Raw genomic sequence first — 12,406 nt, 5'->3', positions numbered from 1 at the left:
TATGAATGGACTCCACAGATTGGTCGAACGCGCTAAACGAACGGTTGTCGAGCGATCAACGGCGCGAAGGGGTGGCGGGCCCGGCCCGCCACCCCTTCGCGCCGCACTCTCTTGCCGCTACTCGACGGGCTTCCCCTCGGTCGCAACCTCCGCTGCCACCCCGCCGTCGGCCTGCTCCGGCGCACCGCCGAAGCGCTCCCGGTAGGACTCCAGGTCCTCCTCGGTGATCTTCGCGAAGAGCACCGGCGGCACGGTGAAGGCCGTACCGGCCGGGACGAAGGCGAGCGCCTTGGCCTCCTCCTGGCCCACCCACTGCGCCGCGTCGTCCGCCAGCGAGAACGCCGACCGCATGGCCCGCGCGGAGGCCGGGATGAACGGCTCCGAGACGACCGCGTACAGGTGGATGAGGTTCATCGCCGTACGGAGCGTGAGGGCCGCGCCCTCCTGGTCGGTCTTGATCTCCAGCCAGGGAGCCTTCTCCTCCAGGTAGGAGTTGCCCGCGCTCCACAGGGCGCGCAGCGCGGCCGCGGCCTTGCGGAACTGCAGCGTCTCCATGTGCTCCTCGTACTCCGCGAGCAGCCGCGCGATCTCCTCCCCGAGGCGCGCCTCGGCCTCCCCGGCGGCCTTTCCGGCCGGGACCTCGTCGCCGAACCGCTTGCGGGAGAACGACAGCACGCGGTTGACGAAGTTGCCGAGGGTGTCCGCCAGGTCCTTGTTGACCGTGGCCGCGAAGTGCTCCCAGGTGAAGGACGTGTCGTCCGACTCCGGGGCGTTCGCCATCAGGAAGTAGCGCCAGTAGTCGGCGGGCAGCAGCTCCAGCGCGGCGTCGGTGAACACCCCGCGCTTCTGGGAGGTCGAGAACTTGCCGCCGTAGTACGTCAGCCAGTTGAACGCCTTGACGTAGTCGACCTTCTTCCACGCGTCGCGCGTGCCCAGCAGCGTCGCCGGGAACATCACCGTGTGGAACGGGACGTTGTCCTTGGCCATGAACTCGGTGTAGCGGACCGTCTGGTCCGCTTCGTACCACCACGACTTCCAGTCGCGGTTCGCCGGGTCCTGGTCCGACCACTCCTTCGTCGCGCCGATGTACTCGATCGGGGCGTCGAACCACACGTAGAAGACCTTGCCCTCGGCGGCGAGGTCCGGCCAGGTGTCGGCCGGCACCGGCACGCCCCAGTCCAGGTCACGGGTGATCGCGCGGTCCTGCAGCCCCTCATTCAGCCACTTGCGGGCGATCGAGGACGCGAGCGTCGGCCAGTCCTTGCCGTGCTCGTCCACCCACGCCGCGACCTCCCCCGCCAGCTTCGACTGGAGCAGGAACAGGTGCTTGGTCTCGCGGATCTCGAGATCGCTGCTGCCGCTGATCGCCGAGCGCGCATCGATCAGGTCCGTCGGGTCCAGCACGCGGGTGCAGTTCTCGCACTGGTCGCCGCGCGCCTTGTCGTACCCGCAGTGCGGGCAGGTGCCCTCGATGTAGCGGTCGGGGAGGAAGCGGTCGTCGGCGTTCGAGTACACCTGGCGGATCGCGCGCTCCTCGATGAAGCCATTGGCCTTCAGCTCGCGCGCGATGGTCTGGGTGATCTCCACGTTCTCCGGCGAGGAGCTGCGGCCGAAGTAGTCGAAGGCCAGACCGAAGCCGTCGTAGACCGCCTTCTGCGCGTCGTGCTGCTGCGCGCAGAACTCGTCCACCGGCAGGCCCGCCTCCTTGGCGGCCAGCTCGGCGGGGGTGCCGTGCTCGTCCGTGGCGCAGATGTACAGGACGTCGTGGCCTCGCTGGCGCATATAGCGGGCGTAGACGTCGGCCGGGAGCATGGACCCCACCATGTTGCCCAGGTGCTTGATCCCGTTGATGTAGGGAAGGGCGCTGGTGATGAGGTGTCGAGCCATCGCGGGCTGCTCCCGGGTCGATGCAGTGGGTGACATGTCGCTCTGTGAGCGCTCTGTGAGCTATGTGCCGAGCTGCTCTGTGAGTCGTCATTATCGTATCCGAGCGACGGGGGCCACCCGCGCGGCGATTTTCGTGCCGCGCGGGTGGCCCCCGCGTCGTCGCTGCCCGTTCCGGGGCCGGATCCCGGCCCCGGAACGAGCCCCCGATCAGCTCAGCACGCCCGCCTCACGCGCCTCCCGCAGCCACTCCGGGAACTCCACCATCAGCTGCCCGTACAGCTCCGCGTCCGCCAGCGCGCGCGGGTCCTGGCCCGCGTGGAAGAACCCCGCGTTGTCCACCACCCGCTTGTCCGGCACCGACAGAACGTCCAGTTTGCGGAGGAAGTCGAACCCCTTCGCCTCCGGGTCCCCGAACCCGATGAACTGCCAGAAGATCGGCAGCCGCGCCGCCTCGCACAGCGCCTTCTCGGCGGCGGCCTTGCTGGTGGGCGCGCCGTCCGTCTGGAAGATCACGAACGCGGGGTCGGTGGCGCCGGACGCCTGGTAGTGGTCGATGACCGCCTTGATCGCGTGTTGGTAGTTGGTGCGCCCCATGTGGCCGAGCGAGGAGTGGAGCTCCTCGATGCGGCCGCTGTAGTTCGCCAGCTCGACGTCGGCGGTGCCGTCGACGTCGGTGGAGAAGAACACGACCGGGACGGTGCCGTCGTCGTCGAGGTTCGCGGAGAGGGCGAGGGCCTGCTCGGCGAGGTGCTGGACGGTGCCGTCCTTGTAGTAGTTCCGCATCGAACCCGACCGGTCCAACACGAGATACACGGCCGCCCGGCGCCCCGCGAGCCCCTTCTGCGCCAGGGCCTCTGCGGCGCTCTTGTACAGGCTGACGAGCCCGGGCGCGCGGGTCTCCACGTCGGCGAGGGGGATGGCGGCGCCTCCGTCGTCGGTGGCCTTGGGGGTCGCGGTCGCATCGGTGGCGGGCTTCCCGGCCTCGGTCTCCTGCTCCGGCGGGGCCGTGGCGGCTGCTGCGGTGGGCTCGGCGTCGGACGCGGTCTCGGCCGACTCGGTGGCAGCGTCGGCCTCGGCCTTCGGCTCGGCGGCCGGGGCGGGGGCGTCGGCGGGCTTGGCTGCGGCTTCCGCTTCCGTCTCGGCCGTCTGCTCGGCGGCGGTCTCCTGCTCCGGCTGCGTTTCGGCGGCCGTTGCCTCTGCCTCTGCCTCTGCCTCTGCCGGAGCGTCGCTGTCCGTCTTCGGCGCGGGGTCGTCGGCGGTAGCCGCCTCGGCGTCGGCCGTGGCCTGGTCCGCTACGGGCTCGGCCGTCGTCGGGTCGGCCGGAGTGTGGGCGTCGCTGGTGGTGGCCTCGGCGTCGGCGGCGGGTTCGGCCGTATCGGCCGCTTCCTGCTCCGGCTCCGCTTCGGCGGTGGCCGCCGCCTCGGCTACCTCGGCCGTGACCGGCTCGGCCGTGGCTTCAGCCTCGGTCCCGGCCGTCTTCTCGGCCTCAGCGTCCTTCTTCGGCTCGGCCGAGTCGTCGTCGGCGGGCTCGGCCGTTTCGGCTGCGGCGGGCGCGGTTTCGGCCTCGGCGGCCGGGGCGACCGTTTTCTCGTCGTCGGCCTTCTGCTTCGGCTCGGCCGTTTCGGCCACCGTGCCGGTGGGTTCCGTTTCGGCGGCGGTCCCCTTGGTGTCGGGCGCTGTCGCGACCGGCTCGGCCAGGTCAGTTGCGGCTTCCGCGTCCGGCTTCGCCTCGGCGGACTTCGCGGCCCGGTCCTTCTCCTCTGCCTCCGGTGCGGGTTGCGCGCCGGCGTCGGTGGAGGACTCCAGGATCTCGTCCAGGGTCTTGAGCGGTTCGGTCAGAGAGGGGTGGTGGGCTGCCGCCTCTTCGTCGCCCGTCTGCTCCGCGGTCGCGGTGGACGGCGCGGTGGTGGACGAGGCAGGAGCCGGGGCCGCAGACGCCGGCTTGGGCTCGGGGGCGGGCTCCGGGGCAGGCTCGGGCGCGGGGGCGGGCGGCTCCTGGGCGTCCGGGACAACTGCCGCCTCCGGCGCAGCCGAAGCGTCGACCCGCGGCGTGCGGGAGCGTCCGAAAACTTTGCGCAGTAGGTCCCGTATGGCCATGGGAGATACCTCATCACGTGTCGAGTCCGGGGCATGGCGGTGCATGTCCGTGGTGCCGAAAGGCTAGCGGGCCGCTCAGCCGTACTCAGCCGCCGATTCCGGTTACCCGCCGTTCACTCCTGATTCAGGCGACGGTCGCCGGTCCGCGGCTCTACGCCCATAGCTTCGCCCCGGATGGGGTCACGACACCGTGTCGGCGCGGGTTGCGTGCCGGACGGCTCATTCGCGAAATCCATGCGTGCAATCCGTACGGAGGGTAAGACGTGCGCAAGCTCCTGCCGCTCATCAGCTCGCACCCGGGCGGTCGTTCCGCTCTGACCTGCCGGTACCGCTGTGGTGACGCCTGTTTTCACGAGGTGCCGAACACCAGCGACAACGCCTACATCGGTGATGTCATAGCGGGTGCGCTGTCCCGCCGTTCGGTGCTGCGCGCCGGCGCGGTGGTCTCGGTCGCGGCCGCGGCCGGGGTGACCGCGGTCGGCCGCCGCGCCGGAGGCCGCGGCGGCCGAGGGGGCCGCCGCGGCGACCGTCGCCGAGAAGGGGGCGGGCAAGGCCGCCCGCGGCCTCCGCTTCTCGCCGGTCGCGCCCAACACCACCGATGCCGTCGTGGTCGCCCAGGGCCATGACCAGAATGTGGTGATCCGCTGGGGCGACCCGATCCTGCGCGGGGCGCCCGCGTTCGATCCGGCGACCCAGTCCGCGCAGGCGCAGGCGGGCCAGTTCGGCTACAACAACGACTACATGGCCGTGCTGGACATCCCGCATGAGCGCGACCGCCAGTTGCTCGTGGTCAACCACGAGTACACCGACGAGGTGCTGATGTTCGCCGGGTACGACGCGGCGAACCCGACCCGTGAGCAGGCCGAGATCGCGTGGGCCGCGCACGGCCTGTCCGTGCTGGCGACGGAGGAGGACCGCAGGCTGGGCAAGCTGACCGCGGTGCCGCGGCACCGCCTCAACCGCCGGATCACCGCGACGACGCCGTTCGAGGTGACGGGTCCGGCCGCGGGCAGCAAGCTGCTGCGGACCTCGGCGGACCCGAGCGGCAGGCGGATCCTGGGCACGCTGAACAACTGTGGTGGCGGTATCACCCCGTGGGGCACGGTCCTGTCAGGTGAGGAGAACTTCAACCAGTACTTCGCAGGCGGCGGCTCGGTGACCGACCCGACCACCGCCGCCCGCCTCAAGCGCTATGGCATCGCGGGCGCGGCCACCGAGCGCAAGTGGGAGCGTTTCGACAAGCGCTTCGACGTGGCGCGGGAACCGAACGAGACCAACCGCTTCGGCTGGGTCATCGAGATCGACCCGTACGACCCGGAGTCGACCCCGCGCAAGCTGACCGCGCTGGGCCGGTTCAAGCACGAGGCCGCCGAGCCCCGGCTGACCGCCGACGGCCGGCCGGTCCTGTACATGGGCGACGACGAGAAGTTCGACTACTTCTACAAGTTCGTCTCGTCCAAGCGCATGATGAAGGGCACCAGCCGGGCGGCGCGCGAGCACAACCGCACGCTGCTCGACGAGGGCACGCTGTACGTCGCCAAGTTCACCGGCGACAGCCCGGCCGCCGAGATCGACGGCACCGGGAAGCTGCCGAAGGACGGCGAGTTCGACGGCTCGGGCGAGTGGATCCCGCTGGCGAGCGGCACGACCTCGTACGTCGAGGGGATGACGGCCGAGGAGGTCTACGTCTTCACGCGGCTGGCCGCCGACAAGGTGGGCGCGACGAAGATGGACCGCCCCGAGGACGTCGAGCCCAGCCCGCGCACGGGCAAGGTGTATGTCGCGCTCACCAACAACAGCGACCGCGGCAAGGCGGGCAAGGCCCCGGCCGACGAGGCGAACCCGCGCAACGGCAACAAGCACGGCCAGATCCTGGAGCTGACCGAGCGCTGGAGCGACCCGGCGGCCCGCCGGTTCGGCTGGCGGCTGTTCCTGGTCTGCGGCGACCCGGCGGACCCGGGCACGTACTTCGGCGGCTTCCCGAAGGACCAGGTCTCCCCGATCTCCTGCCCGGACAACATCACCTTCGACGCGCACGGCAATCTGTGGATCTCCACCGACGGAAACGCGCTGGGCAGCCACGACGGGCTGTTCGGGGTGGCGACGGCCGGCAGCAGGCGCGGTGAGGTCAAGCAGTTCCTGACCGTCCCGACCGGTGCCGAGACCTGCGGGCCGATCGTGCAGGACCGGCGCGTGCTGGTGGCGGTGCAGCACCCGGGCGAGGTGGACGGCGCGAGCGTGGAGAAGCCGGCGTCCACCTGGCCCGACGGCCCGGGCAAGCTGACCCGTCCGTCCGTGATCAGCGTGTGGCGGCGCGACGGCGGGAACATCGGCGTCTGACCCGGCCGGAGAATTCTTCGGAATTCGACGCGGCGGAATTGTCTCCGAGATGTTCACGAGATGTGCCCGAGATCAATTCAACTGGCGGACAGATCAGTTGTGTTCGGGCGGGAAACACCGTCCGGAAGCGTCTCGCGGGACAATTCCGCCAATCGCCGCCGCGGTACGAGCAGTGAACGGCCCCTCGTACGGGTTTTCGCCCAGGGGTCGCGCTCCAGCCGGTCGCCGAAGGTGCGCAGGGTCCAGCGGTCGGCCGTCAGCTCGGGGTCGTCCAGTTCCTCGGCGGCGATCGGCGCGGCGACCGGGGCGCCGCGGCGGGCGCGCACGGCGTACGGGGCCACCGCGGTCTGCGCGTAGCCGTTGCGCTGGGTGTCGAGATAGAGGCGGCCGCCCCGCTCGGCCTTGCGGGGCTCGGTGGTCAGCCGGTCGGGGTGGCGGGCGGCGAGCAGGTCGGCCGCGTCCCGCGCGAAGTTCCGTACGGAGTCGAAGTCCGCGCGGCGGTCGAGCGGGACGACCACATGCAGCCCGCGTGAGCCGGTGGTCATCAGCAGCCCGGGCAGCCCGAGCTCGCCCAGCAGCCCGCACACCCGCCGGGCCGCCCAGCGCACCTTCTCGAAGTCCGCGTCCGGGGGCGGGTCGAGGTCGAGCACGAGGCGGTCGGGATGGTGCGGCCGGTCCGCGCGGGAGAGCCAGCGGTGCGGGGTGAGACAGGCCTGGTCGGCCAGGTACACGAGGGTGGCGACGTCGTCGCACACGACATGGGTGACCTCCCCGTCCTCCTTGGGCACGACGGCCCGGCGCACCCAGTCCGGGAAGTAGTCGGGGGCGTTCTTCTGCATGAGCGGGCTGCCGCCGATGCCGTCCGGGTGGCGTTCCATCATCAGGGGGCGTCCGCGCACCTGGGGGAGGATGAGCCGGGAGACCGCGCGGTAGTGGTCGACGAGGTCGGACTTGGTGATTCCGTCGTCGGGGAAGAGCACCTTTTCCGGGCGGCTGATCGGGACGGTGCGCCGCCCGGCCCTGACCGCGGCCTTCGTGCCGGACTTCGTATCGGTGCCGGTCTTCGTCTCGCTCATATCCGCGGCGAGTAACCGCACCCGCCATGCGTAAACAGGATTGGTGCGGTACACGCATAGGGATGGTAAATCCGCGCTTATCCGAAATGAGCCCAGCGCGACTTACGACAGCCCCGTGATCAAGCGTCCCGGGGCTAAACTCGTGAGTCCATAAATCGGGGAGAGTTGGGAAGCGAGAGGATTTCATGGCCACACCCGGGCCGCTCGGACCACCGACGGCCAACGGGCGAAGCAGGCTGCTGCAGAGCCCACTCGCCCTCATGGACACCACGATGGACCAGCTCCGTACGTTGATCGTGGTCCATGAGACAGGTACCGCGCTGGGCGCCGCACGGGTGCTCGGCCGGGAACAGTCGAGCGTGCAGAAGCAGCTGGACACGATGAACCGCAACTTCCGGGATCTGTGCGGCGAACCGCTCGTCCTCAAGCAAGGGCGCGGCAAGGACGTGCTGTTCACCGGCACCGGCGAGGCCTTGGTCGAATTGGCGCGCGGCACGCTCGGCGACTGGCTGGAGGGCATCCACGAATCCCGTCGCCGCCTCGGCAAAACCCTGATGGTGGGCACCACGCGCTTCACCCTCGGCTATCTCGCGGGGGCCGGTGAGCGGGTGGCCCAGGAGTTCGAGCGGCGCGCCATCGAGCTGAAGGTCGGGCATGTCCGCACCCGTGACGTGCTGGGCAAGCTGCGCGCCAAGGAAGTGGACCTGGTCTGCGGCTCCGTGGTGACCAGGCCTGAGGGCGACAACGAGCTCGACGCGTTCGATGTGATGGAGTGGCGCCGCAGCGGGGTGTCGCTGCTGACGAACCTGCCGCATTCCCGGCTGCCCGGAGAGACCGTCACCAGCAGCGAGCTGCGCACGCTTCCGCTCGTCGTCTCGGCCAGCGGGCTGATGGCGGGGGTGCTGCACACCTGGTTCGGCGCCGACTACCGCAACAAGCTGCACATCGCGGCCGAGATCGACACCGTCACCTACGGCTTCGAGCTGCTGCGCTCGGGCCTGCTGCGCGGCTGCATGCTGGTCACCACGGGCGTCGCCGAGGCCGCCGGCGATCCGCGGGTCGCGTACGGGCGCGGGATGCGGGCCGTCGAGCTGGTCAACGACACCGGGCCGCGGCTCGAGGTGCTGCTCGGCGCCTTCACCCGCCACGGGGAGCGCGCCCACTACGAGCCGAGCCATCCGCTCAATCTGCTGTGGGACGCGCTGGCCCTGGAGAACGAGCAGTGGCGGCGGGAGCAGCGCTGGCCGACGGAGGGCCTGGAGCCGGACCCCTTCGAGCTGGCCAACTCCTACAACCCGAGCGAGAGCTGAGCCGCCCGGACGCGGACCGCGCCGCGGGGTCAGTGCAGGTCCAGGTCGACCAGCAGCGCCCGGTGGTCGGTGTCCGGCAGGTCCAGGAAGCGGGCCGCGCGGGGCCGTAGCGCGTCGCTGACCAGGACGTGGTCGATCTGGGCGCCCAGTGCCGGGGCCGTCAGACTCGGCCAGCTGGGCGTCCGCGACATGCCGACCGTCCGCGCGCTGTCCCGCATCCCGGTGTCGAGGAGGGAGCGGAAGGCGGCGTGGTCCTGGGTGGCGTTGAAGTCACCCGCGATGAGGGTGGGTGCGCCGCCCCGGTCGGCGGCGTACGCGCGCAGCCGCCCCAACTCGGTCCGCCAGACGTCCAGCTGCCCCGGCATCGGCGGCATCGGATGGGCCACCTGCACATGGACCCGCCGCCCGGCGACCCGTATGACGGCGCCGGGCATCGCCAGCTTGCCGGACACCCCGGCCTCGGGGGTGAGCGGGTGGGTGCTGAGGATCGCCGAGCCGTGTGCGGCGTCGCCGGCGACGGTGACGACCTTCCGGTACGGGTAGGCCTCGCGCAGGGCGGCCGAGTCGAGCGCCGCCCCGCAGCGGGTGTCGCACTCCTGGACCGAGACCAGGTCGGGCTCCTCCCGCCGTACCGCCTCGACGAGCCCCTTCGTCGCCCCGCCGAACTCCAGGTTGGCGGTCAGCACGCGCAGCTGCGCCACCACCGGGCCGCGCGGCCGGGGCGCCGGGCCGGCGGCGGCAGCGGAGTCGTAAGGCTGGATGAACCAGCCGGTCACCGCGGCCGCGGCCAGCGCCCACGCGCACCCCAGCGGCCAGCGCGCCGCCACCGCGAGCCCCAGGCCGAGCAGCGCGGGGACCAGCAGCCAGGGCAGGAAGGCCAGCAGCTGGGGCACGGGCGTGATCCCGTCGCTGTCCGCGGCCCGGCAGCCCAGCACCAAGCTGACCACGGCCAGCGGCAGCGCCGCGCACCAGGCGGCCACCCGCCGGGCCCGCCCGCGCGGGGGCCGCGCGAAGCGGCGTATGAGCCGTATCAAGCGGCGTACGGGGGGTACGGGCTCGGCGGCTCGGTCCTCCGCGACTTTGGTCTCCACGCTTGGCCTCTCAATTCGGCAGAAGCCTCATTCTCCCGTGCGCCTCGGGTGGGCCCGGATACCCCTGTGGCGCGGCTGTGGGAAGGGGACGGAGGTCACTGATGGTGTGGCGGTCCTTACTTTGTGAGCATTGACACGTCGTCAGGTCCTCTGGCATGTGCCAAAATTCCTCCTCATGGCAGTGGTTGAGCAGACGGTCGCACCCGAGCGCCTCCTGGCGGTCGAGCAGGCGATCGACGCGTTCGCCGAGGGCGGCTTCGTCCTCGTCCACGACGACTTGGCCAAGGAGCACCGGGGCGTCCTGCTGCTCGCCGCCGAGCATGCGCACGAGGGTGCGCTCAAGCAGCTGCTGGACCACACCTCCGGCATGGTCTGCGTGGCCCTGCCCCATGAGCGCGCCGAGCGGCTGCGGCTGCCGCGGATCGTGGCGGAGGAGGAGAGCACCGGGCTGCTCAGCAACGCCTTCACCGTCCCCGTCGATCTGCTGGGACCCACCACCACGGGCCTGTCCGCCCTGGACCGCGCGCTCACCGTCCAGGCACTGGCCGATCCCCACACCACCCCCGAGCAGCTGGGGCGCCCGGGGCATGTGTTCCCGGTGTGCGCGGTGCCCGGCGGGGTGATGGAGCGGCAGGGCAACGCCGAGGCGGCGGTCGACCTGTCGCGGCTGGCGGGGCTCTCCGGGGTCACCGCGATCGGCGCGGTCGTCACGCCGGACTGGGAGCCGGCGGGCTATGAGGACCTCAACCGGCTCGCGGCCAGCAGGCTGCTGCCGCTGATCTCGGTGGCCGACCTGGTGGCGTACCGGCTGGCCCGCAAGGCCCTGGCCCGCAAGGGCCTGTCACCGCTGGATCTGGGCCGCTAGGTCATGGGCCGCTAGGCCCTGGGGCGTTCACGCGCCGCGCAGCGCCAGCACCGTCTCGACCGTGTCCGCCTCCGCCGCCGGCTTGTCCTCGCGGTAGCGCAGCACCCGCGCGAAGCGCAGCGTCACCCCCGCCGGATAGCGGGAGGACCGCTGCAGCGAGTCGAAGGCGACCTCCACGACCAGCTCGGGCCGCACCCGCACCACCCATCCGTCGTCGCTGACGGCCAGCCGCAGCAGCGCCTCCGTCTGCCAGCCGAGCAGTTCGTCGGTCAGGCCCTTGAAGGTCTTGCCGAGCATGGCGAAGGTGCCGTCCGGGCGGCGGGCGCCCAGGTGGAGGTTGGACAGCTTGCCGGTGCGGCGGCCGTGGCCCCATTCGGCGGCCAGCACGACCAGGTCGAGCGTGTGCACCGGCTTGACCTTGAGCCAGGACGCGCCGCGCCGGCCCGCGCTGTACGGGGCGTCGAGGGACTTGGCCATGACGCCCTCGTGCCCGCGGGCCAGTACGTCGGCGGCGAACTCCCGGGCCGCCCGCCGGGTCGCCTCGTCCCGCGGCTCCTCGGCCACCAGCCTGCGGACCCGCCGGGCGGCGGGGGCCACCCGGGCCAGTTCGGCGTGGCGGTCGCGGGCGGGCAGGTCGAGCAGGTCCCGGTCGTCGACGCCGAGCAGGTCGAAGAAGACGGGGTAGAGCGGCAGCGAGGCGCTCGCCCCGGCCACGTCGAGCCGTGCGCCGACCCGGCCGGAGATCTCCTGGAACGGCCGGGGCCTGCCTTCGGCGTCGAGGGCGATCACCTCGCCGTCGAGGACCGCCCGCTCCACCGCCAGCTCTCGGGCGGCCGCGACCACCTCCGGCAGGCGGTCGGTGATCTCGTCGAGGGTGCGGGTGTAGACGCGTACGGTCTCCCCGTCCCGGTGCACCTGCACCCGGATGCCGTCCAGCTTCTCCTCGACCGCGCAGGGGCCGAGCCGGTCCATGGCCTCGTCCAGGTCCCGCGCGCTGTGGGCGAGCATCGGCAGCACCGGCCGCCCCACCTCAAGACCGAACGCGGACAGCGCCGGCGGCCCGTTCTCGATGAGCGCCTGGGCGACCGAGCCCAGTGAGCCGCCGAGCATCACCGCGCGGCGCACCTCGGCGGGGGGCGCGCCGACCGCCGCCGACAGCCCCTCGACGGCGAGCGCGTCCAGCGCGCCCTGGCGCAGCTCCCCGCCGATCAGCCCGTACAGAAAGCGCTGTTCGTCCTCGGTGGCGGCGGACATCAGCCGGGTGACCAGCCGCTTGCGTTCGGTGGTGGCGCCGGTGCCGGAGACGGCCGCGACGCGGTCCAGGGCCTGGTGGACGTCGAGCACCCCGAGTCGGGGCCCGGCGGCCGGTTCGGGGCGTACCCGCAGACCGGACCAGCCCACTCCGACGCGGCGTTGCGGCAGCCTGCCCGCGAGGTAGGTGATCACCACGGGCGCCTCGGCGGGCTCCACGCGGCTGAGCAGCCGGGCCAGGGCCGCGATCTTCTCGGAGCGGGCGGCGGTGGCCGCGACCTCGCGGGAGGTACGGGCGACTTCAGCCAGCAGCATGGCTTCAGCCTCGCCCTTTCCGCGCTCCCGCGCACCCCGGCCGCGTGCGGTGCCCCTGCTTCCCCCGCGCTCCCCGCGGCCGGACGGTCTACATTGGGCTTGAGCGAGCGGCTCACCCAGGGGTGCGAGGTCGCGGCCCTCGGCAGGGCGCGAGCAGGGAGCAGGCCACGGGAC

General features: G+C 71.9%; 7 protein-coding genes and 1 pseudogene. 3 read left to right on the top strand and 5 right to left on the bottom strand.

The annotated features are described in order from the left end of the window. Positions 1-117 precede the first annotated feature (117 nt). Entirely contained in the window at positions 118-1,887 is a 1,770-nt protein-coding gene (gene metG, locus PV419_RS14445; protein WP_319688614.1) for a methionine--tRNA ligase, read from the bottom strand. Positions 1,888-2,094: 207 nt separating this feature from the next. Further along, positions 2,095-3,984 (bottom strand): VWA domain-containing protein, encoded by a 1,890-nt coding sequence (locus PV419_RS14440; protein ID WP_319688613.1) that lies wholly within the window; start codon positions 3,982-3,984, stop codon positions 2,095-2,097. A gap of 263 nt (positions 3,985-4,247) precedes the next feature. Here PV419_RS14440 and PV419_RS14435 point away from each other — a divergent pair. Then, positions 4,248-6,324, top strand: a pseudogene (locus PV419_RS14435) (PhoX family protein). Positions 6,325-6,401: 77 nt separating this feature from the next. Here PV419_RS14435 and ligD read toward each other — a convergent pair. After that, positions 6,402-7,400 (bottom strand): non-homologous end-joining DNA ligase, encoded by a 999-nt coding sequence (gene ligD / locus PV419_RS14430; protein WP_319689077.1) that lies wholly within the window; start codon positions 7,398-7,400, stop codon positions 6,402-6,404. Between the two features lie 260 nt (positions 7,401-7,660). On the opposite strand from ligD, the gene PV419_RS14425 reads away from it, so the two are divergent. Continuing rightward, complete coding sequence (locus PV419_RS14425) at positions 7,661-8,710, top strand: LysR family transcriptional regulator (RefSeq protein ID WP_319688611.1); 1,050 nt, start codon at positions 7,661-7,663, stop codon at positions 8,708-8,710. 29 nt (positions 8,711-8,739) lie between these two features. On the opposite strand, the gene PV419_RS14420 is transcribed toward PV419_RS14425, so the two are convergent. Beyond that, positions 8,740-9,801, bottom strand: coding sequence for an endonuclease/exonuclease/phosphatase family protein (locus PV419_RS14420; RefSeq protein ID WP_415925304.1), 1,062 nt, complete (start codon positions 9,799-9,801; stop codon positions 8,740-8,742). 175 nt (positions 9,802-9,976) lie between these two features. Here PV419_RS14420 and PV419_RS14415 point away from each other — a divergent pair, with 175 nt between their 5' ends. Further along, positions 9,977-10,666 (top strand): 3,4-dihydroxy-2-butanone-4-phosphate synthase, encoded by a 690-nt coding sequence (locus tag PV419_RS14415; protein ID WP_319688610.1) that lies wholly within the window; start codon positions 9,977-9,979, stop codon positions 10,664-10,666. A gap of 27 nt (positions 10,667-10,693) precedes the next feature. On the opposite strand, the gene PV419_RS14410 is transcribed toward PV419_RS14415, so the two are convergent. Next, on the bottom strand, positions 10,694-12,232 hold the full coding sequence (locus tag PV419_RS14410; protein WP_319688609.1) for an ATP-dependent DNA ligase: 1,539 nt from the start codon (positions 12,230-12,232) through the stop codon (positions 10,694-10,696). Between the last annotated feature and the right edge of the window lie 174 nt (positions 12,233-12,406).

The organism is Streptomyces sp. ME19-01-6, from assembly GCF_033793745.1.
GTDB lineage: Bacteria > Actinomycetota > Actinomycetes > Streptomycetales > Streptomycetaceae > Streptomyces.
Note: the sequence above shows the minus strand (reverse complement) of the source record. Positions and strands in the feature narration are given on the sequence as shown.